This is a genomic window from Amycolatopsis benzoatilytica AK 16/65, from assembly GCF_000383915.1.
Classification (GTDB): Bacteria; Actinomycetota; Actinomycetes; order Mycobacteriales; family Pseudonocardiaceae; genus Amycolatopsis; species Amycolatopsis benzoatilytica.
On record NZ_KB912942.1, the window covers coordinates 1,933,682 to 1,960,379 of the forward strand.

Consider the following 26,698-nt stretch of genomic DNA (forward strand, 5'->3'; position numbering starts at 1 on the left):
GCCGGACTGCCGGAAGGGGAGGGTCGACTGTCATGCTCGCGGTGTCCTGGGACACGGTCCGGCTGTTCCTGCACGTGCTGGCCGCCACTGTCTGGGTCGGCGGGCAGCTGACCCTCGCCGCACTGGTCCCCGTGCTGCGCGGGCTCGGCGCCCAGGTGCCCGCGGCGGCCGCGCGGCGGTTCAACCAGGTCGCCTGGCCGGCGTTCGCGGTGCTGGTGGCGACCGGCGGGTGGAACATCCTGGCCGAGGCGGACAAAGACACCGGGAGTTACCGGACCACGCTGATCGTCAAGCTCGCGGTCGTCGCCCTCTCCGGGATTACCGCGTTTCTGCACAGCCGCGCCCGCAGTAGCGCCGGGCTGGCCGTGTTCGGCGCGCTCACCGGCGTGAGCGCGCTGGCGGCGTTGTTCGTCGGGGTGCTGCTGGCCGGCTGACGGCCGGAGCGGAGGCCGAGGCGGGACCCGTCCGGCGGTCAGCACGGGAATTGCCGGGAACTCAACGCGGGGTCGGCTCGGTCTGCTGAGCGTCTATCACGGACACCTAGGCCAGCTAAATGACCTATTGAGGTTCAAATGTCCGTTTACTTAAGTCCGTGAAGGGGTCCTTGAGGGAATCCGATTCCCTCAAGGACCCCTTCACGGACTTGGAGAACCGGCCGGTCGGGCGCCGGGATCGTCCGGTGCCGCCGAGTTCGGCACCGGATTCCGGCGATCGTCTCGCATGGACCGCCGCCTTGGTTGGGTGGACACTGGGGATGGGAGCCGGGTCACCGCGGGCAGTTTATACAATTCAGTTTGGATAAAATGGCGAGGGCAGGAGGTTGCCTGCGGGCGCGGGGAAGGAGAGTGCCGTGAATACGCACATCGCTTGTCGCAGAATTTATGACCAGCCAGCCCGGTCGGACGGGGTGCGGGTGCTGGTGGACCGCGTGTGGCCGCGAGGGATGCGCAAGGAGAACGCGCACCTGGACGAGTGGCTGCGCGAGGTGGCGCCGTCCACCGAGCTGCGCCATTGGTACGGGCATGACCCCGCGCGGTTCGCCGAGTTCCGCCGCCGCTACCTGGCCGAGCTCGGCGAGTCCCCGCGACGAGAGGCCGCCCGGCACCTTCGCCTGGTCGCCCGTCAACACGACCTGACGTTGCTGACCGCGACGCGGGATCTCGAGCACAGCCAGGCGGCCGTCCTCGTCGAGTGGCTGGCCCCGGACTCCGGTCGGACGGCCTGACGCGGCCGGCAGCGGAGCGACCGCATGGATCAGCGAACGTCGCGAGCAACCCGCCCCAGGCGGGCCGGATACGGGCGGGTCGTGCGCGGTCTCAACCCGGGCGTGTTCGCTTTCGTCATGGCCACCGGCATCGTGTCCACGGCCCTTGCCGAAGATGGCCTGCCGTCCGTGTCGGTCGCGCTGCTGCTGATCGGGCTGATCGGCTATCTGGGGCTGATCGCCGTGTCCGGGTGGCGCTTGCTGCGGTGGCCTCGGCGAATGCTGGCCGACGCGGTCAGTCCGCGAGGGTTCGCGTTCCTCACCTTCGTGGCCGCGTCGAACGTGCTGGCCGCCCGGCTGGCGGCTGCCGGATGGCATCGGCTGGCCGCCGTGCTGCTGGTCGCGGGTGTGGTGAGCTGGGTGGTGCTCGGCTACGGAGTGCCACTGGGGCTGATCGCCGACCCGCGCCGGCGTCCGAGCCTGGACCAGGTCAACGGCACCTGGTTCATCTGGGTCGTCGGCACCCAGTCCATCGCCGTGTCCGCCGCCACGCTGGCGTCGTTCGGGCCGGCCGCCCTCCTGGCGATCGTCGGGTCGGTGTGCTGGGCGATCGGGTTGGTGCTGTACCTGCTGCTGGCCGGTCTCGGGTTGGCCCGGTTGCTGGTGCGGCCGGTCGCGGCGGCGGATCTGGTCCCGCCGTACTGGGTTTTCATGGGTGCCGCGGCGATCACGACGCTGGCCGGCGCCCGGCTGCTCGACCTCCCCGATGGCCTCCTGTCCCGCGGGATTCTCGCGGATGTGTCGCTGGTGTCGTGGTCGTTCTGCAGCTGGCTGATCCCACTGCTGGTAGCCCTTGGCGGGTGGCGGCACCTGGTGCGGCGGGTGCCGCTGCGCTACGAGAGCGCACTGTGGAGCATCGTGTTCCCGGCAGGCATGTACGGCGTGGCCAGCGACCAGCTGGGGCACGCGACCGGCACGCACTGGCTGGTCGCGCTCGGCGCCGGCGAGGCATGGGCGGCGCTGGCGATGTGGGTCGTGGTGTTCGCGGCCATGCTGGTCGCGGGCTGGCGGTGGCTATTCGGCGGCCAGGCGGTCCGGGGCCGCGACGAGGCGAGACGCGCAGGCGGCGTCGAGCAGTCCGGTCTCGCCCAAGCCGGGGAAACCGGCGACAGGCGCCCGCGCCGGGATCCCGGCCTCGGTGCGCGCCAACCGGTCCGCGCCTTACCTCCGGCCGGCCGCTTCCGCCGAGGCGGCGAATTCGTCGTGCGCGTGCTCCAGTGCGTCCAGGGAAACGATCTCCCGCGGGAACAACAGGGCCAGCGTCCAGTCGGCGACCACCCGCAGCCGCCGGTTCCAGGTGGGCAGCGCCAGCAAGTGGTAGGTGCGGTGTGCCAGCCAGGCCGGGAAGCCGTGCAGCCGAAGCCGGTAGATCTGCGCGACGCCCTGGTACAGCCCGAGGCTGGCAACCGATCCGGCCGACGTGTGCCGGTACGGCGTCAGCGCGCGGCCGCGCAGCGCGGCGAGCACATTGTCGGCGGCCACTCGAGCTTGCCGGACAGCGTGCTGTGCGCTGGGCGGGCAGACTGCGCCCGGGCCGCCGGTCAGGTCGGGCACGGTCGCGCAGTCCCCGAGTGCCCACGCGTCTGGAGTGTCCTGGACGGACAGATATTCGGTGGCACGCACCCGGCCGCGCTCGTCGAGCGGCAGGTCGGTCTGTTTGAGCAGCGGATGCGGGGCCACTCCGGCGGTCCAGACCAGGGTGCCGGCGTCGAACTCCGAGCCGTCGTCCAGGATCACGTGACCGTCCACAACGGACGTCAGCCGGGTGTTCAGCCGGATGTCGATGGCGCGGCGGCGCAGCAGGTCGACGGTGTAGCGGCCCATCCGTTCGCCCACCTCGGGCAGGATCCGGCCGGTCGCCTCCACCAGCACCCAATGCAGCTGCGCGGGCTCGATCCCGGGGTAGTGGCGGCAGGCGTCGTGCGCCATGTCCTGCAGTTCGGCCAGCGCCTCGACACCGGCGTAGCCGCCCCCGACGAACACGAACGTCAACGCCCGCCGCCGTTCGGCGGCCGAGCGGGCCGAGACTGCGGAGTCGAGCTGGGCGAGCACGTGGTTGCGCAGGTGGATCGCCTCGCCGACGGTCTTGAAGCCGATCCCGTTTTCGGCCAGCCCAGGCACCGGCAGCACGCGGGTCACCGATCCCGGGGCCAGCATCAGCACGTCGTAGCCGACCGGTTCCGGCTCGCCGGCGTCGGAGGCCAGGAAGGCGGTGCGGCGGGAGTGGTCGATCGAGACCACGGCCCGGGTGAGCACCTCCACGCCGGGCAGGACCTGCCGCAGCGGCACGACCACGTGCCGGGGTTCCAGGCTGCCGGCCGCGGCTTCGGCCAGCAGCGGCTGATAGGTCGAGTAGGAGTGCGAGTCCACCACGGTGATCGCGGCTTCGGCGGGCCGGATCCGGTGCCGCAACCGCGCCGCCGCGTGCAGCCCGGCCTGCCCGGCGCCGACGATGAGGATCCGGCGTGGCTCTTGCGCGGGTGAGGTCATCTTCCCGCCTCTCCTAGTATTTACTACCTACCTAGTAAATACTAGGCTGGCCTCGTCGTGGTCGTACCGGGTCTTTGGTCATCGATCGGCGGCGAGTGTCAACCGCGGTGCTCGCGATCCTCGTCGACCTGCTGCTGCGCGGACTGCGCGTTTTCGGCGGCACCGGCCGGAGCCGCTGTCGCCGGCCTGGCCGAGCTCCCCGCCTTCAGCGCCCTGGCACTGCACCGCCTCTGGCGAGCGGCGAACCCCGGGAAGCCGGGTGGTCCTTCGGCCAGCTGGTGCAGGACCAACGGCCCCGGACAGCGGGGGCCAGCGAGGCTCAGGATGTGGTGGCCAGGCGGTCGCCGGGTCTGTCTGCGCGGACCAGTGGGGAGCATCGGATGAGCACGATGACGGGGCCGGGGGACGGTACGGCCGCACTGCCGCGTTCGACGGCGGACGCGTCGGCGGCGCCGAGTTCGCCGCTGGTCGAGCGGATCCGCCGCGAGGTGATCGGCGACGGCGAGGTGCTGGACGGCCCGTACGGGCGGCGGCGGATCACTTACGCCGACTACACCGCCTCCGGGCGGTCGCTCGGGTTCATCGAGGACTTCGTCCGGGCGGAGGTCTTGCCCCGGTACGCGAACACCCACACCGAGAGTTCCGGCACCGGGCTGCAGACCAGCCGGCTGCGGGAAGACGCCCGCCGGGTGATCCGGGACGCGGTCGGCGGCGACGAGGACGATCTGGTGATTTTCTGCGGGTCCGGGGCGACCGCGGCGGTGAACAAGCTGGTCGGCATTCTGGAACTGCGGGTGCCAGCCGGCTTGGACGCGCGCTACCGGCTGTCCGCGCAGATCCCGGATCGGGAACGGCCGGTGGTGTTCGTCGGCCCGTACGAGCACCATTCGAATGAACTGCCGTGGCGGGAGTCGATCGCGGACGTGGTGGTCATCGACGAGGACGCCGACGGCCACATCGATCTCGCCCAGCTGGCCGAGCGGCTGGTCCGCTACGCCGACCGGCCGCTGCGGATCGGCAGCTTCTCGGCCGCCTCGAACGTCACCGGGGTGCTGACCGACACCGAGCGGATCGCCGCGCTGCTGCACGAGCACGGGGCACTCTCGTTCTGGGACTACGCCGCCGCCGCGCCGTACGTGCCGATCCGGATGCGCCCGTCCGCGCCCGGCCGGGTCGACCACAAGGACGCGATCTTCCTGTCCCCGCACAAATTCGTCGGCGGCCCGCAGACTCCGGGCGTGCTGGTCGTACGGCGGGAGCTGGTGCGCAACGCGGTCCCGACCGTCCCGGGCGGGGGCACGGTGGCGTTCGTGGACCCGGTCGGACACCGCTACCTCGACGACCCGGTCGCCCGTGAAGAAGGCGGCACCCCGGCGATTATCGAGTCGATCCGGGCCGGGCTGGTGTTCGCGCTCAAACAGGCGGTGGGCACCGACCTGATCCAGCAACGGGAGGAACGGCTGTGGCGGTACGCGCTGCGCCGCTGGGAGGCCAATCCGGACATCGAAATCCTCGGCAGCCACAACGCCCGCCGGCTGTCCATCGTGTCCTTCCGGATCCGGGCGGGAGAACGGCGCCTGCACCACAACTACGTGGTCGCGGTCCTGAACGACCTGTTCGGGATCCAAGCCCGCGGCGGGTGTTCCTGCGCGGGACCCTACGGGCACCGGCTGCTGGCCATCGACCCGCGGCATTCGCGCGCCTACCGCCACGAGATCGGGCTCGGCTGCGAAGGCATCAAACCCGGCTGGATCCGGATCAACTTCAACTACTTCATTTCCGACGCCGTCCGCGACTACCTGGTCGACGCGGTCGACCTGCTGGCCCGGCAAGGCCACCGGCTGCTGACCGATTACCGGTTCGATCCGCGCACCGGCTTGTGGCGCCACCACGCCGGCCCCGGGCGCGCGCCGCTGCGGCTTGCCGATGTCCGTTACGACGGCGACGGCGTACTGCGCTGGCCGAACAACCCGACCACTCTCGGCGAAGACGCACTCGCGCAGCATCTCCGGGACGCGGAAGCGCTGCTGGCGGACCGGCCGGACCGGATCGACGACGGCCCCACCGGGTTGCCCGCCGATTTCGAGGCGCTGCGCTGGTTCCCCTTGCCACCCGGATGTCTGCCCGATCACGCGCCGGACGCGGGGGAGTGAGCGGTGGACACTGTCGCGTCGCCGCCGGCCGGCATGACGTCGGTATTGGCCGTAATAGCGCATCCTGACGACGAATCCTTCGGCCTCGGCGCGGTCATCGATGCCGTCGTCGCATCCGGCGGCCGGGTCGCGGTCTTGTGCTTCACCCGGGGCGGAGCGTCCACGCTCGGCGGTCGGCGACCGGACCTGGCCACCGTCCGAGCGGCCGAATTCGGTGCGGCGGCCGCAATTCTCGGCGTCACCGAGACCGAGCTGCTCGACTACCCCGACGGCGGCCTGTCCTCGGTCCCGTTGCCGGAGCTGGCCGGGCACGTGCTCCGGCTGGCCGCTCGCACCGCCGTCAGCCACCTGCTGGCCTTCGATACCGGCGGCGTCACCGGGCATCCCGACCACGCCGCAGCCACCGCGGCGGCCGCTGCCGCGGCGGCCCGGCTGGACCTGCCGGTGGTCGGCTGGACCCTGCCGGCGTCGATCGCCGACCGGCTCAACGCCGAACTCGGGACCGCGTTCACCGGCCACCCGCTGTCCGAAGTGGACTGGACGCTGCCGGTGGACCGGTCCGTCCAGCGCCGCGCGATCGCCGCGCATGCCAGCCAAGCCACGCACAACCCGGTGCTCGTGCGCCGGCTGGAAATGCTCGGCGCTCTCGAGCACCTGCGGCTGTTGGCCGGCCATGCCGACGGCGAACGCCGTTAAGGTCTCGCTCGGTCGGCCAGAGCCGGGCTGAGCTGGACCGGCCCGACGGGCCAGGCCTCGTATCAGGGGAGTCCGGCGTCATCCGCTGCTTCCCGGGCCGGGCCCGTGGTGCGAGCCGCTGGGCGTGCTGGTCGGGCAGCTGCTGCCGCATGCGGCGGTGGGCTGCGTGCTGGTCGGCTGGTCGGACGTGGCCGGGGCGGTGGTGGTGGTCGGGGCGCGGACCGAGGTGGTCGCGGGCGTGCTCGGCGCGGGGCGGTTCGTGGTGGTCGGCGGTGCGCTGTCGGTGGTTGCCGGTGCGGCGGCGCCAGCGGGCGCGGGCGGGAAGTCTCGCACGGGCTGGCCGGCGAGGTAGGCGTTCATGAAGTCCTGCCAGATGTAGCCCGGTTCTTCGCGGCCGTAGACGTCATATCCGTGGTTCGAGCCGATCCCGTTGTGGTAGTTGCCGTAGATCGGTGCGGGCTGCTGGGTGTTGCCGAACCAGACGGCCGTGACGATTTGCGGGGTATAGCCGACCATCCAGGCTTCGGAGTTGTGGCCGGTGTCGTTGAACTGGGCGGTCCCGGTCTTGGCCGCATCCGGGCGGCCGCCGCGCAGGCCGTCGCCGGAGGAGGAGGCGACGTCGGTCATGGAGGCAGTGACGGTGTTCGCGACCGCGGCGCTGGCGGCGGGGTCGGAGCCGAACGCCGGAGTGGCCGCGGTGTCGAAGCCGTACAGCTGGCTTCCGGTCCCGTCGGTCACCTTCGTGACGAAGTGCGCCGGGCGGTATTCGCCGTTGTCGGCGAAGGTGGCGTAGCCCTGTGCCTGGTCGATCGGCCGGACCGGGTATTGCCCGATCGAGATCCCCAGCTGGGTGGTGCCGGTTCCGGCTCCGGTGGCCGGGTCGTCCTGCTGCAGCGAGTCGAAAGTGGACCCGAGCGAGGACGTGATCTGTTTCGGGATGCCCGCGTCCCAGGCGGCCTGTCGGACGTTGTTCACGCCGACCTGCGCGCCCATCCGGTAGAACACGGTGTTGACCGATTTGGTCATCGCGTCCTTGACGGTGATTCTGCTGGCGCCTTCGCCGTCGGAGTTGTGAACCAGCTGCCCGTCGATCGTCTGGTTGTCACTGCCGTCGTAGACGGTGTCGAGGCCGATGCGGCCGGGATCGGTGCGTACCCCGGCGGCGAGAACGTAGGGCTTGAACGAGGAACCGGGCTGTTGCGGCGTCTTCGCCAGGTCGTAGGAGGTGGAACCGTCCCCGCCGTAGTACGCCACGATCCCGCCGGTGGCGGGATCGATCGACACGAGAGCGGCGCCCTCGTGCGGGTAGCTCCGGTCCGCGGCAGTGATCTTGGTGACCGCGTGTTCGGCCTCGGTCTGCGCCGCGGGCTGGATCGAGGTGTAGATCTTGGCCCGGGACCGGAAAAGCGACTGTTCCGAAAGGCCCTGCTTCGCCAGCTCGTCGAATACCGCGGAGACGATGTACTGGCGAGTCGGGGAAAGCGCGGAACCGGACCCGGCGCTCGTCGCGGCGATCGGCGCCGGGAAGACGGCCGACGCGTACTCCGCCTGGCTGACCCAGTGGTTCGCCAGCATTCGCCCCAGCACGTAGTGGTACCGCTGGCGTTCGTAGGCGGGGCTGTTCGCATAGGACGGCAGCTGGACCATCCCGGCCAGCAACGCGGCTTGTTCGTTCGTGAGCTTGCCGAGGTCCTCGCCGTAGAACGCCTTGGCCGCGGCCTTGATCCCGTACGCGCCGCGTCCGAAATAGACGGTGTTGAGGTAAGCGGTCAGGATGTCCTGTTTGGAGTAAGTATTGGTCATTTTGTAGGACTCGACCATTTCGGCCATTTTGCGGGCGAGTGTCGGCTGGTCGTTGCCGGTGGCCTCCTTGACGTACTCCTGCCCGATGGTGGACCCGCCGCCGGTGCCGCCGTTGAGCCGGTTCCAGACGGTGCGCACGATCGCCTTGAGGTCGAAGCCCGAGTTGGTCATGAAGGTCTCGTCCTCCGCGGCCATCTGCGCGTTCTTCATCGACTGCGGGATCTGGTCCCAGGTGGCCAGTTGCCGATTGCCCGCGGCCCCGGTCTTGGTGTACATCACCGACCCGTCCGCGTAATACAGCGTCACCGGCTGGTTGAGCGCGGCGGCGAGCGCGGTCGGATCGGGCACCTGGACGAATTGGTACGCGACGACGAAGGCGACGACCGGACCCAGCAGGCACAAGCCGGCCAGGACGTAGAGGCCGCGGCGGACGCGCCGCCAGACCTTCTTGCGCGCCGTTCGAGCCCGGGCTGGTTCGCCCGGCGGCTGCGTATCGTGCCCGCGGGGCTCGCTGGGCGCAACCGCGGGACGGACGGGCTCCCGGTGGGTCAGCAGTTCCGGCACCGGAAGCTGGCGCGGATCGAGCGGCCGCCGGGCGCCGGCCGGCCGGCGCGGCGGTGTCGGCCCGGCGCCGGGCATGCGGGGCCGATACGGCGGCTCGCCGGGCGGGTATGGGCGGCTCACGAATGGCGCCCCGGGTGAGCGTCGAGGTCGTGCCCTCCGCGCCGAGGTGATCGCAGTCCCTGCGCCAGGACTGCGGGGAAGAGACCTAATGGTGCGACAAGAGGGGGCATGAGCTCGATTCCTGACGGCCAACGCTTCTACATCAGTGTAGAAGTCGCAGGTGTGTAGTCCGCGTGACCGGAGAGCGGGCCGGCGTCTGGAGGTACCCTCGGGCTGCCCGCGGCTGGCGAGCCGAGCGGAAGCCGGTGAACGGGGCTTCCGGTGGTTGTCGCGGGGTGGAACTGAGGAGGTTCATGTCGGGCGGGGAACAGTCGCGGGCGCGGCGCGCGGCAGGCGCGTTGGAGTCGGAAGTGATGGCCGCGCTGTGGGCGGCGCCGACGCCTCTGTCCGGTGCGGCGGTCCATGAGGCGGTGGGGGCCGATCTGTCGTACAAGACGGTTCTGACCGTGCTGACCCGGTTGTACGAGAAGGGGCTGGCCGAGCGGACAGCGTCGGGGCGCGGCCATGTGTATTCGCCGCGGCGGGCGCACGCCGACCTCACGGCCCAGCGGATGAACGTCGCATTGCGCGAGGCCCGAGACCGGGGTGCGGCGCTGCAGAAGTTCGTCACCACCCTCGAACCCGAAGACGCGGCAGCGCTGCGCGAGATGCTCGCGGACGGGGATCGCCGACCGGGCGGTCGGCCGTGAGAGTCGACGTGTACCTGGCCTTGTTTCTCCCGGTGCTGGCGGCGCGAGGCGTGCCGATGGCCGGCCGGCGTCTGGCACCGCCCGCGGCGGTGCGCCTTCTGTGCGGGGTAGCCGTCGCGGTTGGCGCCGGGACGTTGTGGGGGCTGGTGATGGTCGCCGGTGCGGGATTGAGCCATCTCGGAGAAGTTCTGGAGCACTCGCCGCTCTCCGCGGCCCAGTTGCGCAGACTGGACCCGGTGCCGCGGATCGCCGGCACGGTCGCGGCAGTCCTGCTCGTGGTGATCGCGGTGCGGGTGGCACGTGTGGTGTACCAGCGCGCACGGCTGCGGAAGTTGATGCGCGGCGTCGTCGCCGGCGCGCGCGGCGAGCTGGTGGTGTTCGCGGACCCGAGCCCGCACGCCTACGCGGTGTCGCCTGGTCGCGGCCGCCCTGGCCGGATCGTGGTTTCCGACGGCATGCTGCAGGCGCTCGGACCCGACGAGCGCCGGGTGCTGCTGGCCCACGAACGCGCGCACCTCGTGCACCAGCACCACCGCTACCAAGCTGTCGCAGCCGTCGCGGCCGCGGTCAATCCGGTGCTGGTCTGCCTCCGCGGCCAAATCGCGTTTCAGCTCGAACGCTGGGCCGACGAGGACGCCGCTACCGCGGTAGCCAGCCGTGAGCTCGCGGCGAGGTCGCTGGCCCGGGCGGCGCTTGCCACCGTCGGTTCCGGTGCGGCGCTCGCGTTCAGCGACCGGGGAGTCCGCGGCCGCGTATCCGCGCTGCGACGCGCTCCCACCGTGACGCGGCCGCTGTCGCTCCTGCCCACGCTCGTGGTGCTTGGCGGCGGTCTCGCGGTGCTGGCCGACGCCACGATCGCGTTCCTGCGGGTCGCTGACGCCTTGCTCGGCTGACCGGGCGGCGTTAGGCGGAAGCGTGATTCTTACAAGATGTAGGATACCGGGTCTGCGCTCTCGCAGTCGCCGGAAGGAATGTTCGCTCTCGTGCCGTGGAATCTCGCTCTGTTCTGGGAAATCAACCACCTTGCCGCCCGCACCGGGTGGGCGCATCCGGTCATGGCTGCGTTCGCGTTGTGGGGCGGACCGGTTCTCCTCGTGCTGCTCTTGACGCTGGCGTGGTGGACGCGGCGGGGCCGGGCGGACGCCGCACGTGCCCTCGCAGCGGCTGTGCTGACCGGTGTCGCCGCCCTCGTATCGCTGGGCTTCAATCAGCTCTTCGCCGCGCTGCATACGGAAGTTCGCCCGTTCATCGCTCTGCGCGGGGTCACCGTCCTGCTCGGTCACTCGGCGGACAATTCTTTTCCCAGCGATCACGCCGCGCTGGGGGCGGCGCTGGCGGCGGGCATTCTCGTCTTCGCGCGTGGCTGGGGTGCGATCGCGTGCGCGGTCGCCGTCTTCCTCGCCTTCGCCCGGGTTTACGCCGGGATGCACTATCCGCTCGACGTTCTGGCCGGGTTGGCCATCGGCGCCGCGGCCGCGCTGCTCCTGGTCCCGACGCTTTCCGGGCCGCTGGGGCGTGCAGTGCAGCGGTGGACGCCCGATGCGGTGCGCCCTCTTGCCGGCATCGAGGGGCGCGGCCCCGGCGGCTCGGCCGGCTGACCGCCGAACTCAGCACTGGCCCGGGCGAGCGCCGTTCAGCAGCGCCGGAGTCAGGCCGGGCGGTGTGGCGCCGTCGGTCGGGACGCCGGTCGGCGCTGTCGCCAGCAAGTCGAGCGCTCGCCTGGCCTCGGGAGTCGGGATCACGGTGCTGAAATCGGTGCCCAAGGCGAGATCGATGGTGCTGCCGGCCCGGGAATCGCGCACGAGTTGCGCGCACGGCACGACCAGGCTGAGCGTTCTCGCGGCCGAAGTGCCCGCGGGGCCGAAGCGAATCTGGCCCAAGCACCGCAGGTCGCCCTCGGGATGCGCAGGGTCGTCAGCCGGCGGCGACGCCGGCGGAAATCCCAGCCGGGCCAGCTCGCCGGCGACAAGTGCGGCGCTCCCGCGCTGGCCGCTGCCGTTCAGCACGGTCACGCGACTTTCGGCGGCCGGCGCGGGAGCGACGTTGTCCAGCGCGTGGTAGGCCAGCGCCGTGGACGCGGGCGGTGCCGTGCCCGCAGCCGGGGGCGGGCACGCGGTCAGCGCGGTAGCATCGGACGCGCGTTGCAGCGTCGTGGTCCAGACCATTACCGAGGTGATCGCGAGGACGCTCAGCACGACGATTCCGGCGAGCGGCTTTCGCCGCCGGTAAGGCGTCGGGGTGCGGCGCGGTGCCAATGCCTGCATGGATGCCCTCCGATCGGCCGGTGCGGGGCGGGGGAGTCGAGCTACGCGGATTTGATCCTACAACGTGTAGGATATGTGCTGAGATCCTGCGCGCGTGGGTCGCCGCAGGCCGGCTCCGGGCGGGGACGCCCGGGCCATCAGCGGTCCACCGCGGATTGGGGTTGGCGAGATGGCAATCGGATCGCGAAAACGCGCGGGCGCGCGGCCGAGGTTCGGCCGGGTCGACCCTTATTGCTGGTTCGCCGTCCTCGGATTCGTGGCCATCGCCGGGATTGGAGTCGTCGCCCGCAGCGCGGTAATGGCGATCGTCTTTCTTGTCCTTGGCGCCGGACTGGTGGTCTTCGACGCGTGGGTGAACCGGCCTGAGCCAGTGGATCGGCGCGCCGGACCGCCGCCGACCGCGCCGCCCCGGGCGCGCGGGGCGGGCAACCCGGCACCGCGGGCACGACCCGCCTCGCCGACCCACTCCCCGCCGGTAAGGCCCGGACCGCCCCAGAGGTTCGCGGCGCCGCCCCCGCGCGGCAGGCCGCCTTACCGGCCTGACCGGATGCCGGGAGAGCGATGATCGGGGCTCGTGCACGCTGACCCGCGGTATCCGGTCGGCACTTGGCGCGCCTCGCCGACGGCGAGTCCGCTTCGGCGAGCGGCGGCAGCGGCTACCTGCTTCGCCTGGACGGTTGCCGCCGGTGCGTGCGGGCCGGCAATAGCCGGGTGCGATGCTGGCTGAGCTGATGCGGGCAGGGTGCGGGGTGTGAGCCGGAGATGCGCGGCACCGTCGGCATCGACGAGTTCCTGGAGACCAAGTACATCGCGGTGAACCGGTGACGCACCGGATCGCGAGCATCCCGGGCGACGGGATCGGAGTCGACGTCACGATCGAGGCGCGCCGAGTGCTGGACACCGCCGCGGCGAAGTACGGATTCTCCTTGGAGCGGACCAATTCGACTGGAGCTGCGAGCGGTACGCGAAGACCGGCGCGATGATGCCGGACCACGGCGTCGAGCAGCTGTCCGGTTTCGACGGCATCCTGCTCGGCGGTCGGCTTCTCTCGCATCGAGGTGCGCAGCGCGTACCCGCGGCCGGGCGGTTAACGCTGCGCCAGTTCGCACATTGGGGTCTTCGCACACCGCGCGGTCCGGCGCGTCGAGACCGCGGTTCGAGCGGTGCCGTTCCCGGCCTATCGCGCAGTGGTTGCACATCTCGTCCGAGCGTGGTTACCCTGAAGAAAAGCGATACCCCCCGGGGTATAGGAGAGGATGAGCATGGTTCAGGAAGTGGATGTGCGGCACCTGGCCGCGGCGCACCGTGGCGGCGCGCTGGTCGTGGATGTTCGCGAGCCCGGCGAGTACCTGAGCGGGCATGTGCCCGGCGCTCGGCTGCTGCCGCTGTCGACTCTGCCCGGCCGGGCTGCCGAGCTTCCCCGCGACGAGCCGGTCTACGTCATCTGCGCGAGCGGAAACCGGAGCCGCACGGCGGCTTCTTGGCTCGCCTCGGCGGGTTACGACGCTCGCTCGGTCAATGGCGGCACCAGCGCGTGGATCGCCTTGGGGCGGCCGGTCGTCGTTGGCCCGCGCGAGAACGCGGCGTGACGTAGTGGGGTTGATCGAAGTCTTTCGGTCGACACGAAGCGACGCGGCCTCTCCGTCCTATGACGGGGAGGCCGCGTTCGTTCCGGAACTTCGAACGTGGGCGCGCCGTGCCAGATGCACCTGCGGCGCGCTGGTCCGCTTGCTGGGGGCAAGGTCCGTGCGGTATTGGGAGCCTTCGGCTGGGCCGGTGCTCGCGCCGCGAGCGGGCCGGGCGGGCTGCCGAGGTCGAGTGGCCCGGCGTCGGGACGCGCTGCCACGAGAAACGCCCGCCGGGCCGGCCGGCGGGCGTTCTACCGTGGCACTCCACACGTGTTGGGCGAGAGTATCCGTTGTACCAGGCCAAAACCGAGCACCCCGAACGAGACTGCTGCCGCGCTCACGCTGGCGTTCGCCAGCAGGGCCATCGATACCGGCACCGCGATGACGGCGACCTGGCTGCATTGCGAGCAGCCTCGGTTCAGTCCGCCTTCCGGGGCCACGTAGGTCGAAACCAGCCATCCTGAGAGGGCTGCGGAAGCAAGCCAGACGAGATACCACCACCACGACAGGGGGTGGGAGAAACCGCCCAGGGCCAGCCCGTAGCCGGCCAGCGCCACGAGTCCGGCGACCAGGCCGACCGGTGTTCGGCGCAAACGCGTCATTGCTTCTCCGTTTCAGGTCGGCGTGGCCCGCGCGGGGGATGGGGGGACCGCGGGCCACGCCGGGTCTGTTAGCGCCCGCCGAACGGCCACTGCGCGCGCGGCTGCTGCGGTTCCGTCGCGCACGAGCAGCGCTGCGACGCCGGGACATCGCCGAGCACCTGCTCGACGTGCTGGCCGCAGCCGCTGTACGTGGGCTTCTTACAACGCGGGCACGTCACCCTCTGGCACATGCACACCTCCTGCGTGTCTCCTCGATGGTACCCCGGGGGGTATCTACACCGTAGCGGCAGGGGCGATGTTCCCGCAAACGAGTGGCCGAGTTCAGTGGCGCGGATCGCGTCCGTGGAGTCGGCCTTGGCGGGGGCGAGGAAAAGGGGGAGCGATATGAGCTGGGGCAAGTCCGTTCGCGAGGAGTTGCGCAAGCCCACGCGCGAGTTGCGGCAGGCGATCCCTTCGGGGTACGAGGGTTACCGGAACTTGCATGAGGCCGCGCTCGGTGCCGGCGCGTTGGATGGCAAGACGAAGGAGCTGATCGCACTCGCGATCGCGGTGAGCAAAGAGTGCGGCGGCTGCATCGCGGCGCACGCCCGCGGTGCGGTCGTCCAGGGGGCCGAACCGGCTGAGGCCGCGGAGGCGGTCGGCGTCGCGTTTCTGAGGAACGGCGAGCCGGGCACCCGCACAGCGATCAGCGAGAGGCGCCTGCCGAGGATTTCCTCGGCTTCACAGTCCGGCCACGTGTGCGAGCTGGCCCACCAGTGCCGTGATGAGCATGGCCAGCCCGCCGCCGATGACCACCCGGAGCGCCGGGTACAGCAGCTTGGTACCGGCGACGCGGGCGCCGAGCACGCCGGCGACAGCCAGGCCCACCAGGGCGACGGCGACGATCAGCCACAGCCGCCCGGCCGTGGTGGGGCCCAGCAGCCCGAGGAACGGGACCAGCCCGCCGACGAGGAAGCTGGCCGCGGACGCGAGCGCAGCCTGCAGCGGACGCGCCGCGGTGGCCTCGCTGTAGCCGAGCTCGTCGCGCAGGTGCGTCGTCAACGGGTCCTTCTCGTGCAGGGTGGCGGCGACCTGCTCGGCCAGCGGGCGGGGAAGGCCGCGCTCCTGGTAGATGCCGGTGAGCTCCTCGAGCTCCGCATCGGGGTCCTCGGCCAGCTCCCGTTCTTCCTTGGCCCGGTCGGCGCGTTCGACATCGACCTGGGAGCTGACCGAGACGTACTCGCCGGCCGCCATGGCCATCGAGCCGGCGGCCAGTCCGGCCAGCCCGGCGGTGACGACCCCGCCGGCCGGGGCGCCACTGGCGGCGATGCCGACCATCAAGCTCGCGGTGGAGACGAGGCCGTCGTTGGCGCCGAGCACCGCGGCCCGCAGCCAGCCGGCGTGTGCGGCTCGGTGCGTCTCGCGATGGGGGTTGACCATCTCGAAGAAGTTCATCTCCGGTTTCTCCTTGTTCGCGACCTGTGTGAACGGCCGTTCTCAGCGCAGGATCGGCCGTCCCCGGCAGCTCCGGGATCGTCCCGGTGCCCGCCGACGGCCACCTGCCGCCACCGCGATCACACCGTCTTCCGGCCGGCCGGGCCAGTGCGCGAGGACCTGCGGGCGCGGGACTTTCGTCCCGGGATCGCCCAGTCAGTACACAATGGATAGTCAGGTGCGGCACCGCCCTCCTCGACGAGCCTTCGCGGGAAGTGGCTGGCCCCTACCGGGTGGCACGGTCGGGCCAAAAGCCCCAGCGACGGAGGGAAGTGTGGCCCTAGCTCAGGGCGGCCGCCACCGGGTCCGATGGAAACGGACCTGACGGTGGGAGGCAATGGTGATCAACGCCGACGGCGCAGAAACGCAGGGTGCCGAAACCGGCCTGCGGAGGCTGCGGCGGTGGGCCGAACCGGGGATGGTGGCCGTCACGCTCGGCGCGCTCGCCGCCGGCGGGGTGGCGTGGCTGGCCGGCGCGACGATCGCTGCCGACATCTGCTGGGCGGTGGGCACCGTCGTCGCCGTAGTGCCGGCGCTGTGGTGGGTGATCGCGGCACTGCGCCAGCGACGGGCCGGTGTCGATCTCATCGCGGTGCTCGCGCTGGGCGGCACGCTGGCGGTGCAGGAGTACCTCGCGGGCGCGTTGATCGCGGTCATGCTCGCCACGGGACACGCGCTGGACTCCGCCGCCGAACGCCGCGCCTCGCGCGACCTTCGGGCCCTGCTCGCACACGCGCCCCGTTCGGCCCGACGGCAGGTCGGCGACACCGTCACGGTGATCCCTCTGGCCGAGGTAGCCGTCGATGACCTGCTCGTAGTCGCGCCCGGCGAAGTGGTGCCCACCGACGGGGTGCTCCAGGACCTCGTCGCCGTGCTGGACGAGTCGGTGCTGACCGGGGAGCCGCTGCAGGTGGAACGCGCCGCCGGCGAGACGGTCCGCAGCGGCGTGGTCAACGCGGGCTCCGCTTTCCGGCTGCGTGCCGCGGCCACGGCCGCCGACAGCACCTATGCCGGCATCGTGCGGCTGGCCCAGCAGACGAGCGCGGAGAACGCGCCGGTGGTCAGGCTGGCCGACCGGTACGCCGCATGGTTCCTGCCGCTGTCGCTGGCTGTGGCCGGATTGGCGTGGCTGGTCAGCGGTTCGGCGATCCGGGCGGTCGCAGTGCTGGTCGTGGCCACCCCGTGCCCGCTGCTGCTGGCCGCGCCGGTGGCGATCGTGTCCGGCCTGTCGCGTGCCTCCCGGCTCGGCGTGATCATCCGCGGCGGCGGAGCGCTGGAGCTGCTGGGGCGCGCCCGCACGCTGGTGATGGACAAGACCGGCACTCTGACCGCGGGCCAGCCTTCGGTCGTGGAAGTCGCCGCCGCGCCGGGTTGGCAGGCCGAGGAGGTGCTGCGGCTGGCCGCATCGGTGGACCAGGTGTCGCCGCACGTGCTGGCCGAGGCCATCACCAACCACGCCCGCGCCCAGGAGTCGTACCTCGCGCTGCCGCAGGACGTCGTCGAGGAGCCGGGCCGGGGCGTGACCGCCACGGTCGAGGGATTGCGGGTGGCGGTCGGCAAACTGACCGCGCCGCCGGAGGGGGCCGGCTGGGCGGGAGCCGTGCTCAGCCGGGCGCGGCTGGACGGGGCGGCGGTGGCCTGGCTGACCGTGGACGGCGAGGTGGCGGGGGCGATTCTGCTGCGCGACCCGCTGCGCCGGGACGCGCCGCGCACCTTGCGACGCTTGCGGGCAGCTGGTCTGCGCCGGCTGATCATGCTCACCGGCGACCGGGCGGAACCAGCCCGCGAGATCGGCACCGTGCTCGGCCTGGACGACGTGCATGCCGAGCAGTCCCCAGCGGACAAGGTCGCTTCGGTGCGCGACGAACGCGACCGGGACGTCACGGTCATGGTGGGCGACGGCGTCAACGACGCCCCCGCGCTCGCCGCCGCCGACGTGGGCGTGGCCATGGGCGCGCGCGGCGCCACCGCCTCCTCGGAGGCCGCGGACATCGTGCTGACCACCGACCACCTGGACCGGCTCGCGGACGCGATGGACATCGCGCGGCGGGCCCGGCGCATCGCCGTGCAGAGCGCTGGCGCCGGCATGGCGCTGTCGCTGCTCGCGATGGCGGCGGCCGCCTTCGGTTGGCTGCCCCCGGCGGTGGGAGCGCTGTTGCAGGAGGGGATCGACGTAGCGGTCATCCTCAACGCGTTGCGCGCCTTGCGCACCGCACCCGCCGGAGGGGTGTCGCTGGCCCCGGAAACCGAACGGATGTTGCAGCGCTTCGCAGCCGAACACGACGACCTGCGCGGCACGCTGCCGCGGCTGCGGGACGCGGCCAACCGGCTCGCGGCCGGTCCCACCCCCGAGACAGTGACCGAGCTGCGCGCGGTGCACACCTTCCTGACCGACGAGCTGCTGCCACACGAGCGGGCCGAGGAAACTCAGCTTTACCCGGCGCTGGCCGCTCCGCTGGGCAGCGCGGAGGCCACCGCGACCATGAGCCGCACCCACGCCGAGATCGAACGGCTGGCCCGTCGTCTCGGCGACCACCTCGACGCGGCCGGCACGACCGGCAATATCCGCCCCGATCAGGTCGAGGACGTGCTGTCCTGCCTGTACGGGCTGTTCACCGTGTTGAGCCTGCACTTCGTGCAGGAGGAGGAGAACTACTTCGTGCTCGCCGGCGACCCCGCCGAGCCGGGGCAGCGAAAGCACTGACGGCACGTCGTGCAAGGAGGAACGAGTCCGATGGCGTCCATCGTCAAGAAGATCAAGGAGTCCCTGCGCAGCCCCCAGGTACACGCGTTGACCGATCGGGCGAAGCAGGTCGCGAAGGATCCCAAGAACAAGGAACGCGTCCGGGACGTCGTCCGGCGGATCCGCAAGCGGTGACACCGAATGGCGCCCGGCTGAACCCGGCGGGCGGCGGGAATGGCGCGTGATCGGCCGGCCGCTGCGCGGGCGGCCGGCCGGGAACTCGTGCCGGAAGACGCGGCGGGAGAACCGGCGGTCGCCTCGGTGCTGGTGGTCGAGGACGACGACAGCATCGCCGATCCTCTCGGCGAAGGCCTGATCTATGCCGGATTCGAGGTCCGCCGCGCGCGCACCGGACGCGAGGCCCTGACCGAACCCGAGGCGGATCTGATCCTGCTGGATCTGGGACTGCCCGACATGGACGGCGGCGAGGTGTGCCGCCAGCTGCGGTCCCGGTCGAGGGCGCCGATCATCGTGGTGACCGCGCGCGGGGACGAACTGGACCGGGTGCTGCTGCTGGAGCTGGGTGCGGACGACTATGTCGTCAAGCCGTTCGGTTTTCGGGAGCTGGTCGCCCGGATCAGGGCGGTGCTGCGCCGCGCCCGCCCGGCCGCCCCGTCGCCCGCCCAGCCGATCGGGCCGCTGGTGATCGACCGGTCGGCCCGGCGGGTGCACCTGTCGGGCCGCGAACTGGAGCTGACCGCCAAGGAGTTCGACCTGCTGGCATACCTGGCCGAAGAGCCGGGCACGGTGCGCCGCCGGGAGCAGATCATCAGCAGCGTCTGGGACGAGCACTGGTGGGGGTCCACCAAGACACTGGACGTGCACATCGCGACGCTGCGCAAGAAGCTCGGCGACTCCCGGTGGATCACGACGCTGCGCGGCGTGGGCTACCGGTTGAACGAGCCGGTATGACCCGCCGGCTGCTGCTGTCGTATCTGACCATCACCGTTCTGGTTCTGGCCGTTCTGGTGCTGCCACTGGGGTTGACCTTCGCCAACCACGAGAGCGACGTGCTGCTGACCGGCATCGAGCGCGACGCGCACGCGGTCGCCTCGCTGGTGGAGGACAACCTCGAAGCGGGAACGGCACCGCGCATCGGCGCGCTGCTGGAGCAGTATCGCGGTACCGGCGGCCGGATCGTCGTGACGGACCCCAAGGGCGTTGGCGTCGCCGACTCCGACGCCGTCACCGGATCACCGGAGGACTTCTCCACCCGGCCGGAAATCGCCGCCGCCTTGTCCGGCAAGCGAGCCGAGGGCGTCCGCTGGTCCCAGACGTTGGGGCACAACCTGATGTACGTCGCCCTTCCGGTGACCTCCGCCGGGGTGGTGCACGGTGCGGTCCGGATCAGCTATCCCACCACCGAACTGGACGCTCGGGTCCGGCGGAACTGGCTGAACCTGGGCGCGCTGTCCGCGGTGGTGCTGGCGGCGGTCACGGTGATCGGGTTCGTGCTCGCCAGGGGAGTGACCCGGCCGGTGCGCAGCTTGCGCGCGGTGGCCGGGCAGCTCAGCCAGGGCCGGCTGCGGGCCCGCGCGGACCTCCGGGTGGGGGCGCCGGAGCTGCGGTCGCTGGCGGCCACCGTCAACACGATGGCCGACCGGTTGCAGCATCTGGTGGAGTCTCAGCGGCTCTTCGTCGCCGACGCCTCGCACCAGCTGCGCACCCCGTTGACCGCCTTGCGGCTGCGCCTGGAAAACCTCGACCCGCACCTCCCTCCCGGCGAACGACCGAAACTGGACGCGGCGATCCGGGAAACCGTCCGGCTGGGACGGCTGGTCGATTCGCTGCTGGCACTGGCAAGTGCCGACGCCGCGACGGAACCGATCGCGGCCGACGCCGCCGACGTGGCCGCCGGCCGGGTCGAGGTCTGGCGCCCGGTCGCCCTCGACCAGCACGTGCAGCTGGAATTGCGAGCTGAGGCGTGCCCGCCGGCACTGGTGGTGCCCGGTTCGCTGGAACAGATCCTGGACAATCTGCTGTCCAATGCCATCGCCGCCACCGCGCCGGGCACCGCCGTGACCGTCCACATCGGACCTGCCGGCTCGGATGCCGTCGAGGTGCGGGTCAGCGATCACGGGCCGGGGCTGAGCGAGGAGCAGCGCCGGCGCGCGTTCGAACCGTTCTGGCGAGCCCAGGGCGCCACCCCCGGCAGCGGGTTCGGCCTGGGACTGGCGATCGTGCGGCGCCTCGCCGACGCTTCTGGCGGCTCGGTCACGTTGGCCGGCGGTCCGGACGGGACGGGCTTGCAGGCCATCGTGCGTCTCCCGATTCGGCCGGGGACGCGCTCGCGCGAAGCTTTGCCTCCGGCTAACCCTGGACAGGCTGGCAGCTGTCCCGACGGCCCCTAGCTTGGCAATAGGGCCAGGCAGTTCCTCCCCCCCCTCAGCTGCCTGGCCCCCCAAAAAGGGCCAGGGAGGTCAGCATGAAACGCAGGACAGCGATCGTGGCCGCCGCCGGTATCAGTCTGGGGCTGGTCGCCGGCAGCTCGGCGCTCGCGTTCGGCACCGATCTGCTCGGCGCACGCGAAGGCAGCAGCCCCGGCACGCTCCCGCCAGTGGTCAACTCGCAGACCGCCGCGGGCACCTCGAACAAGCAGCCGACCGCAGCGCCTCGCCCCGCAACGGCCCCGGGCGACGAGGCCGACACCGGTAAGCACGAAGACCGCCACGAACCGGCCGGGCCTCTCTCCGGCCACGACGCAGACGACTGACGCGATGATCGCGCAGCCTCCCGCCGGGCGCGCCAAAGCCCGCAGCGACGTCGTGCCACCACGATCCCGGACCAGTGCCGACGCCACGCGCATCCTCGTGGCCGGGATAGCGGTCAGCGCCACCATCACGCTGATGGCGGGCATGGCCGCCACCATCCGCTCGGCACCGGCCAGCGCCCCGTCCGGCGTGACCGCGCCGCAGGCCGAGTTGGCACCGTCCGGGTTGCCGCTCGCCCCCGCGACCGGGCCGGCGGCCACCACCAGCCGTGCAAGCTGAAACCCGCTTCGCCGCCATGGGCAGCACCGCGCACCTGCTCGTCCACGGTCCCGCCGCGGACGAGCAGGTCGAGTCCGGCCGCGAGCGGATCAGCGAGCTGGAGCGCAGGTGGAGCCGGTTCCGGGAGGACAGCGAGATCGGCCGCCTCAACGCAGCCGCTGGCACGCCCGTCACGGTCTCCGCGGACACGCTCGTTCTGGTCGCGCGGGCAGTGACCGGGTGGCGGCGCACGGGCGGGTTGTTCGACCCGACCGTGCACGCCGCCATGCTCGCGAACGGTTACGACCGCGATTTCGCCCTTCTGCCGTCCCGGAACTCGCCATCGCATCGGCCGGTGCGGAACGACCTGCCGGCACCGGGATGCGCCGGCATCGCTGTCGATTTAACGTCCTCCCGCGTGCTGCTCCCGGCCGGCACCGCGATCGATCCGGGCGGGATCGGCAAGGGGCTGGCCGCAGACCTGGTCTCGGCTGAGCTGCGGCGCGACGGCGCCGCGGGCGCGCTGGTCAACATCGGCGGTGACCTGCGGGCGCGCGGCCAAGCCAGCGGGGACGAGGGCTGGGTGATCTCCGCGGCCGATCCCTTCTCCGAGGAGACCGAGCTGCTGCGGATCGCGCTCGGCGAAGGGGCGGTGGCGACCAGCACCACCCTGCACCGCCGCTGGACCTCGGCAGGGCAGCAGGTGCACCACGTCATCGACCCGCGATCGGGGCGGCCCGCGGTCACCGCGCTGGTTTCGGCCACCGTCGTGGCACGTTCCGCTTGGTGGGCAGAGGTTCTCACCAAGGCCGTCCTGCTCGCCGGCGCCACTTCTGCCGCGCCTTCTCCCGCGGAGGTCGCGGCGGTGAGCGCGGACGGGCGACGCCTCGTGACCGCGGGCCTGCGGCGGGCACTGCGATGAGCGGCGTCCAGTTTTGGTGGTTCACCGCGCGCGCTGGCGGCATCGTCGCCTGGACGTTGCTGACCGCCACCGTGGTGTGGGGGCTGCTGCTGCGGACTCGTCTCCTGCCCCGGACGCCGCCGCGACCGTTGCTGGAGCTACACCGGTTCCTCGCCGGCCTCGCGGTCGCCTTCACCGCGCTGCACCTCGTCGGTCTGCTGCTGGACGACTACGTACGGTTCGACGTCGTCGATCTGCTGGTGCCTTTCGCGGCCGGATGGCGTCCGGTCCCGGTCGCGTTCGGGGTGCTGTCGCTCTACCTGCTGATCGCGATCGTCGTGACCTCAGTGCTGATGCGCAGGTTGGGCAGAACGTGGTGGCATCGCGTGCATCTCGTCGCCTACCTCTTGTTCTGGTCGGCCACCGCACATCTGCTCACCGCGGGCACGGATGCCGGCAACTCCGGGCTGCGACTGGTCGTCGTGGCTGCGATCGCGGTGGTCCTGTTCCTCACTCTGCTGCGGGTGTTCTCCCCGAGCCCCGCACCGGGCCCGTCGGCCGCGGCGTTTCACCCGCTGCGCGTCGTGCACGTCCGGCGGGAGACGCCTACCGTGGTCTCGGTCCTGTTCGCGGTGCCGCATCGGCTGGCCAAGGCCTACCGATACCAGCCGGGGCAACACGTCACGGTACGAGCGGGGATCGACGGCTCCGTCGTCCGCCGGCCGTACTCGGTCTGCACCGATCACGACGAGGCAGGGTTGCGGATCGCGGTCAAGCACGTCCCAGGCGGGCGGATGTCGACCTGGGTGCACACCCGGCTCCGCCCGGGCACCGTGCTCGACGTGATGACCCCGACCGGCGTGTTCGCCACCCGGCCGGATCCCACCCGCGCCCGACACGTCCTCGCCGTCGCCGCCGGCAGCGGCATCACCCCCGTGATCAGCATCATCTCCGGCGTGCTGGCCGGCGAACCACGCAGCCGCTGCACCCTGGTCTACGGCAACCGCTCCGCCGCGGAGGCCCTATTCGCCGACCGGCTTGCCCGCCTCGAACGCCGATACCCCCACCGGCTACGGATCATCCACCTGCTCAGCCGAGAACATCCGGTCGCGCCGGCCCGCCACGGCCGCATCAGCGCGGACCGCCTCGCAACGGTGCTCGCCGCTCGCGAGCACGCTCCGGTCGACGACGTTTACCTGTGCGGCCCGGCGCCGATGACCACCGAGATCCGAGCGGCCCTGCTCGCCGGAGGACTCGACGCGGGCAGTGTCCACGTTGAACACTTCACCGGCAAGCCGGCGACCGCGGGCAGAGACGCCAGTGCGCCACCGCGGAACCAGGACATCACGATCGTCCACAAAGGAGAATCGCGCAGGGTGCTCGCTGGTTCCGGCGAAACCGTTCTCGACGCCGGACTGCGCGCGGGCCTGGACCTGCCGTACTCCTGTCGAGCAGGCGTGTGCGGCACCTGCCGTGCGGTCAATGCGGGCGAGGACAACGGAATCGGCTCGCAGCCGCAGCTCGTCCTGGCCTGTCAAACGCATCCCCGCCCTGGCGCGGTGATCGATTTCGACACCGCGATCAAGGAGCAACCAGCCGCCTCTTAGCGGGTTCCGGGCAGCCGAGAACCATCAGCAGGGCGCACCCGGGCGGCCTCCGCGGAGAGAACCCGCGCCTCGGCTCTCGGCGATCTACGGCTGGTGGCAAGCGCACGGGCGGAGTCCGTCCATCAGGAGATCCAGCAGGCGAGCCGCCATCGCTTGGTGCTCGGGTGAGCCGGCCACGGTGAAGATGCCGATCAGAGCGGCGGCGATGTCGTCGGCGGTGACGTCGGCGCGCAGCTGTGCGCTCGCGCGGCCGGCTTCGAGGATGTCGTCGATGGCCCCGAGCAGCTCGGTCCGGGTGCGGGCGTGGGCGATCTCGCCGGATTCGACCATCGCGAGCAGCGTGTCGAGCATCCCGTTCTTGGTCGCGATCCAGTCGCCGAACAGGTCCATCCAGCGGCGCAGCGCGGCGGGCGGGTCGAGGCGGGCGAGCAGCTCGCGGGCGCCGGCGGTGAGCCGGGAGACCTGATCCTGATAGACCGCGTCGACCAGTGCCTCGCGGGTGGGGAAGTGCCGGTAGAGCGTGGCGATGCCGACCCCGGCCGCATTCGCGATCGCGCGCATGGAGGGCTCGGTCTCGGCCGAAGCGAACAGGCGGGTCGCGACGGCCAGCAGCTGTTCGCGGTTGCGGGTCGCGTCCGCCCGCGGTCTGCGGATCTCTGCGGCAGCCAAAACGGATCACGCTCCACTTGTGCTAGATTGGACCAGGTAAACGGAGCATAGTCCGTTTAGGTTGCTTCGCGAGCTGCGGCAGGAGATCAGGTGAGCAGGAAAGAACCGAACGTCAGCACGTCGTCGGCCACCGGCCGGGCGGTCCAGTTCGAGTCGTTCGGCGGACCGGACGCGTTGCGCGTGCGCGAGGTACCGGCGCCGCGGGCAGGTTCCGGGCAGATCCGCGTGCGGGTCGCCGCCGCGGGCCTGAATCCGATGGACTGGTACATGACCTCTGATGCGGAGACCGCGGCGCGTTTCGGGCTGAGCCTGCCGTGCGGGTTCGGCACCGACTATGCCGGGACCGTGGACGAGGTCGGCGACGACGTGCGCGAGTTCGCGGTCGGGGACCGCGTCTTCGGCGGTGCGCTGTCCCGCGCGGTCGCTGATTACGTTGTGGTGGAAGCGAAGGGGACCATCGCGGAAGGCGGCGAGGCACACCGTACCCCGGACGGCGTCGACGACCGCACCGCCGCCGTTCTGGCTATCGCAGGGTGCACGGCGGCCGCGGCTCTGGCCGTGGTCGACCCGGGCCCGGGCGACACGGTGCTGATCGGCGGCGCGGGAGGCGGGGTCGGCGTGTTCGCCGTCCAGCTCGCGCGCCTCGCTGGCGCGCGGGTGATCGGGACGGGCTCGGCGACGTCGGCCGATGCGCTGCGCGCCCTGGGAGCCGAGCCGGTCGCGTATGGCGATGGCCTGGTCGACCGGGTCCGTGCGCTGGCTCCGGACGGCGTCACCGCGGCGATGGATCTGCACGGCACGGACACGGTGCAGGCAGCACGCGCGCTGGGTGTGCCGGACGAGCGCATCACCCTGATCGCCGCCCAGGTCGACGGGATCACTCCGGCGAACGGAGCGAACGCGGCCCCGGGCGCCATCGAGGAAATCGCTGGCCTGGTTGCGGCGGGGCGGCTCCGGGTGCCGGTGGCGGCCAGCTTCCCGGTCGAACAGATCCGCGCCGCGGTCGAGCTGCAGGCGGGGCGGCACGTGCACGGGAAGGTCGTCGTCGACCTCTAGAAAGGCCGGAACGCAAGGCGCGGGACGGGGGAAGGCTCCCGGCGGTCACCGACCGCCGGGAGCCCCCGATTCGCTTCGATCAGAGGTGTTCGCGCAGGAACGAGGCAGCCGCCTCGCGGATCTCCGCGCTTCGCGGAATCGCAGCCGAGGCCCAGTAGGCGGCATGGACGAGCCCGTCCATGCGCCGGTGCGTTGCCTCGACGCCCGCGGCGCGGAGTGCTCCGGCAAAGGACTCGCCCTCGTCCCGGAGCGTGTCGTACTCGGTGGTGACCACCAGGGTGGGAGGCAGTCCGGACAGGTCGTTGCGGTCGAGGGCGAGCCGCGGGTCCGCGGCGTCGTCCGGGCCGGACACGTACTGCGCACCGAACCACTGGAGCGCTTCGAGGTGGAGCAGATACCCCTCGGCGAACTCGCGGCGCGAGGCGGTCTCCGCCAGTGGAGCCACCAGCGGGTACACCAGCACCTGCGCGCGCACCTCGGGCCCCCCGTCGTCGCGCGCCCGGATCGCGGCGGAAGCGGCGAGGTTGCCGCCGGCGCTGTCGCCCATCACGCCGATCCTCGTCGGATCGCCGCGGTACGCCGAGATCTCTTTCGCTGTCCAGAGCAGGGCCTCGTAGACGTCGTCGTGTGCCGAGGGGAACTTGGCCTCGGGCGCGAGCCGGTACGTCGCGGAGACGACGATTGCTTCGGCGTCGAGTGCCAGCGCTCGGACGGGCTCGTCGACGACGTCGAGGTCACCGGCGACGAACCCGCCGCCGTGGACGTACAGCACGACCGGGAACGGCCCGTCGCCCGGCGGGACGTAGATCCGGGCCCGGTGCTCCCGGCCGGGTCCGTAGGACACGTCGCTGGTGCGGACGGAGCCGCGCTTGGGCAGCTGCAGGCCGGTGAAGGACGCGATCGCTTCGCGGGTGGCGTCGACGCCGAGCTTCTCGAAGGACTGGAAGCCCTGGGCGCCGAGTCCGTCGATCAGCGTCTTGACCGCGGGGTCGAGCGGCATGGTGGTG

At 71.5% G+C, this 26,698-nt stretch carries 25 protein-coding genes and 3 pseudogenes; 20 read left to right on the plus strand and 8 right to left on the minus strand.

Annotated features, from left to right (window positions below):
* Positions 1-32 precede the first annotated feature (32 nt).
* The 3 genes and pseudogenes from AMYBE_RS0109140 to AMYBE_RS46855 all read left to right on the plus strand — a co-directional run.
* Positions 33-434: a hypothetical protein gene (locus tag AMYBE_RS0109140; RefSeq protein ID WP_020659064.1), complete on the plus strand. Its 402-nt coding sequence runs from the start codon at positions 33-35 to the stop codon at positions 432-434.
* 416 nt (positions 435-850) lie between these two features.
* A complete protein-coding gene (locus AMYBE_RS0109145) occupies positions 851-1,225 on the plus strand; it encodes a DUF488 domain-containing protein (protein WP_027927506.1) in 375 nt (124 codons plus the stop codon).
* A gap of 117 nt (positions 1,226-1,342) precedes the next feature.
* Positions 1,343-2,200: pseudogene (locus AMYBE_RS46855) on the plus strand (tellurite resistance/C4-dicarboxylate transporter family protein); the annotation flags it as partial.
* Positions 2,201-2,278: 78 nt separating this feature from the next.
* Here AMYBE_RS46855 and AMYBE_RS46615 read toward each other — a convergent pair.
* Together AMYBE_RS46615 and AMYBE_RS0109165 are read right to left on the minus strand one after the other, a co-directional pair.
* Entirely contained in the window at positions 2,279-2,413 is a 135-nt protein-coding gene (locus AMYBE_RS46615; RefSeq protein WP_020659068.1) for a hypothetical protein, read from the minus strand.
* 12 nt (positions 2,414-2,425) lie between these two features.
* The gene (locus tag AMYBE_RS0109165; protein ID WP_020659069.1) at positions 2,426-3,754 is read right to left on the minus strand and encodes an NAD(P)/FAD-dependent oxidoreductase; all 1,329 of its coding nucleotides are present in this window, start codon (positions 3,752-3,754) and stop codon (positions 2,426-2,428) included.
* A 380-nt stretch (positions 3,755-4,134) separates the two neighbouring features.
* Between AMYBE_RS0109165 and AMYBE_RS0109170 the strand changes: the two genes are divergently transcribed.
* Together AMYBE_RS0109170 and AMYBE_RS0109175 are read left to right on the plus strand one after the other, a co-directional pair.
* Positions 4,135-5,907, plus strand: coding sequence for an aminotransferase class V-fold PLP-dependent enzyme (locus AMYBE_RS0109170; protein ID WP_020659070.1), 1,773 nt, complete (start codon positions 4,135-4,137; stop codon positions 5,905-5,907).
* A 3-nt stretch (positions 5,908-5,910) separates the two neighbouring features.
* The gene (locus AMYBE_RS0109175) at positions 5,911-6,603 is read left to right on the plus strand and encodes a PIG-L deacetylase family protein (protein WP_020659071.1); all 693 of its coding nucleotides are present in this window, start codon (positions 5,911-5,913) and stop codon (positions 6,601-6,603) included.
* A 78-nt stretch (positions 6,604-6,681) separates the two neighbouring features.
* Here AMYBE_RS0109175 and AMYBE_RS41250 read toward each other — a convergent pair whose 3' ends face one another.
* A complete protein-coding gene (locus AMYBE_RS41250; RefSeq protein ID WP_020659072.1) occupies positions 6,682-9,045 on the minus strand; it encodes a transglycosylase domain-containing protein in 2,364 nt (787 codons plus the stop codon).
* Between the two features lie 338 nt (positions 9,046-9,383).
* Between AMYBE_RS41250 and AMYBE_RS0109185 the strand changes: the two genes are divergently transcribed.
* From AMYBE_RS0109185 to AMYBE_RS41260, 3 genes are all read left to right on the plus strand, one after another.
* Entirely contained in the window at positions 9,384-9,779 is a 396-nt protein-coding gene (locus tag AMYBE_RS0109185; protein WP_020659073.1) for a BlaI/MecI/CopY family transcriptional regulator, read from the plus strand.
* Positions 9,776-10,672, plus strand: a complete 897-nt coding sequence (locus AMYBE_RS41255; protein ID WP_051124660.1) for a M48 family metalloprotease — start codon at positions 9,776-9,778, stop codon at positions 10,670-10,672. Before AMYBE_RS0109185 ends, AMYBE_RS41255 begins: the two co-directional genes overlap by 4 nt.
* Positions 10,673-10,762: 90 nt before the next feature.
* The gene (locus AMYBE_RS41260; protein WP_169515217.1) at positions 10,763-11,377 is read left to right on the plus strand and encodes a phosphatase PAP2 family protein; all 615 of its coding nucleotides are present in this window, start codon (positions 10,763-10,765) and stop codon (positions 11,375-11,377) included.
* A 9-nt stretch (positions 11,378-11,386) separates the two neighbouring features.
* Here AMYBE_RS41260 and cei read toward each other — a convergent pair whose 3' ends face one another.
* Positions 11,387-12,043 carry an envelope integrity protein Cei gene (cei, locus tag AMYBE_RS41265; protein WP_020659076.1) on the minus strand — a complete coding sequence of 219 codons (657 nt, stop codon included), beginning with the start codon at positions 12,041-12,043 and terminating at the stop codon, positions 11,387-11,389.
* An 821-nt stretch (positions 12,044-12,864) separates the two neighbouring features.
* Here cei and AMYBE_RS43860 point away from each other — a divergent pair.
* Together AMYBE_RS43860 and AMYBE_RS0109210 are read left to right on the plus strand one after the other, a co-directional pair.
* Positions 12,865-13,079, plus strand: a pseudogene (locus tag AMYBE_RS43860) (isocitrate/isopropylmalate family dehydrogenase); the annotation flags it as partial.
* A gap of 226 nt (positions 13,080-13,305) precedes the next feature.
* Positions 13,306-13,632 carry a rhodanese-like domain-containing protein gene (locus tag AMYBE_RS0109210; RefSeq protein ID WP_020659077.1) on the plus strand — a complete coding sequence of 109 codons (327 nt, stop codon included), beginning with the start codon at positions 13,306-13,308 and terminating at the stop codon, positions 13,630-13,632.
* 290 nt (positions 13,633-13,922) lie between these two features.
* Here the strand turns inward: AMYBE_RS0109210 and AMYBE_RS0109215 are convergent, their stop codons facing one another.
* Positions 13,923-14,273 carry a hypothetical protein gene (locus tag AMYBE_RS0109215; protein WP_020659078.1) on the minus strand — a complete coding sequence of 117 codons (351 nt, stop codon included), beginning with the start codon at positions 14,271-14,273 and terminating at the stop codon, positions 13,923-13,925.
* Between the two features lie 384 nt (positions 14,274-14,657).
* Here AMYBE_RS0109215 and AMYBE_RS43865 point away from each other — a divergent pair.
* Positions 14,658-14,948 (plus strand): annotated as a pseudogene (locus tag AMYBE_RS43865) (carboxymuconolactone decarboxylase family protein); the annotation flags it as partial.
* A 45-nt stretch (positions 14,949-14,993) separates the two neighbouring features.
* On the opposite strand, the gene AMYBE_RS0109230 reads toward AMYBE_RS43865, so the two are convergent.
* Positions 14,994-15,707 carry a VIT1/CCC1 transporter family protein gene (locus AMYBE_RS0109230; protein WP_020659081.1) on the minus strand — a complete coding sequence of 238 codons (714 nt, stop codon included), beginning with the start codon at positions 15,705-15,707 and terminating at the stop codon, positions 14,994-14,996.
* A gap of 376 nt (positions 15,708-16,083) precedes the next feature.
* Between AMYBE_RS0109230 and AMYBE_RS0109235 the strand changes: the two genes are divergently transcribed.
* The 8 genes from AMYBE_RS0109235 (at position 16,084) to AMYBE_RS43300 (ending at position 23,966) form a co-directional block, all read left to right on the plus strand.
* The gene (locus AMYBE_RS0109235) at positions 16,084-18,450 is read left to right on the plus strand and encodes a heavy metal translocating P-type ATPase (protein WP_020659082.1); all 2,367 of its coding nucleotides are present in this window, start codon (positions 16,084-16,086) and stop codon (positions 18,448-18,450) included.
* A 30-nt stretch (positions 18,451-18,480) separates the two neighbouring features.
* Positions 18,481-18,624 carry a hypothetical protein gene (locus AMYBE_RS44710; protein ID WP_020659083.1) on the plus strand — a complete coding sequence of 48 codons (144 nt, stop codon included), beginning with the start codon at positions 18,481-18,483 and terminating at the stop codon, positions 18,622-18,624.
* A gap of 39 nt (positions 18,625-18,663) precedes the next feature.
* Complete coding sequence (locus tag AMYBE_RS0109245) at positions 18,664-19,401, plus strand: response regulator transcription factor (RefSeq protein WP_020659084.1); 738 nt, start codon at positions 18,664-18,666, stop codon at positions 19,399-19,401.
* Positions 19,398-20,840, plus strand: a complete 1,443-nt coding sequence (locus AMYBE_RS41270) for a sensor histidine kinase (protein ID WP_020659085.1) — start codon at positions 19,398-19,400, stop codon at positions 20,838-20,840. Before AMYBE_RS0109245 ends, AMYBE_RS41270 begins: the two co-directional genes overlap by 4 nt.
* A gap of 74 nt (positions 20,841-20,914) precedes the next feature.
* Positions 20,915-21,202: a hypothetical protein gene (locus AMYBE_RS0109255; protein WP_020659086.1), complete on the plus strand. Its 288-nt coding sequence runs from the start codon at positions 20,915-20,917 to the stop codon at positions 21,200-21,202.
* 4 nt (positions 21,203-21,206) lie between these two features.
* Positions 21,207-21,479, plus strand: a complete 273-nt coding sequence (locus AMYBE_RS0109260; protein ID WP_020659087.1) for a hypothetical protein — start codon at positions 21,207-21,209, stop codon at positions 21,477-21,479.
* Between the two features lie 16 nt (positions 21,480-21,495).
* Positions 21,496-22,380, plus strand: a complete 885-nt coding sequence (locus AMYBE_RS41275) for an FAD:protein FMN transferase (protein ID WP_020659088.1) — start codon at positions 21,496-21,498, stop codon at positions 22,378-22,380.
* Complete coding sequence (locus AMYBE_RS43300) at positions 22,377-23,966, plus strand: 2Fe-2S iron-sulfur cluster-binding protein (protein WP_020659089.1); 1,590 nt, start codon at positions 22,377-22,379, stop codon at positions 23,964-23,966. The genes AMYBE_RS41275 and AMYBE_RS43300 overlap by 4 nt, the downstream gene beginning before the upstream one ends.
* Before the next feature lie 84 nt (positions 23,967-24,050).
* Here the strand turns inward: AMYBE_RS43300 and AMYBE_RS0109275 are convergent, their stop codons facing one another.
* On the minus strand, positions 24,051-24,635 hold the full coding sequence (locus AMYBE_RS0109275) for a TetR/AcrR family transcriptional regulator (protein WP_020659090.1): 585 nt from the start codon (positions 24,633-24,635) through the stop codon (positions 24,051-24,053).
* A 90-nt stretch (positions 24,636-24,725) separates the two neighbouring features.
* Here AMYBE_RS0109275 and AMYBE_RS0109280 point away from each other — a divergent pair, with 90 nt between their 5' ends.
* Complete coding sequence (locus AMYBE_RS0109280; RefSeq protein ID WP_020659091.1) at positions 24,726-25,691, plus strand: NADP-dependent oxidoreductase; 966 nt, start codon at positions 24,726-24,728, stop codon at positions 25,689-25,691.
* 79 nt (positions 25,692-25,770) lie between these two features.
* Here the strand turns inward: AMYBE_RS0109280 and AMYBE_RS0109285 are convergent, their stop codons facing one another.
* Positions 25,771-26,691, minus strand: a complete 921-nt coding sequence (locus AMYBE_RS0109285) for an alpha/beta hydrolase (protein WP_020659092.1) — start codon at positions 26,689-26,691, stop codon at positions 25,771-25,773.
* Between the last annotated feature and the right edge of the window lie 7 nt (positions 26,692-26,698).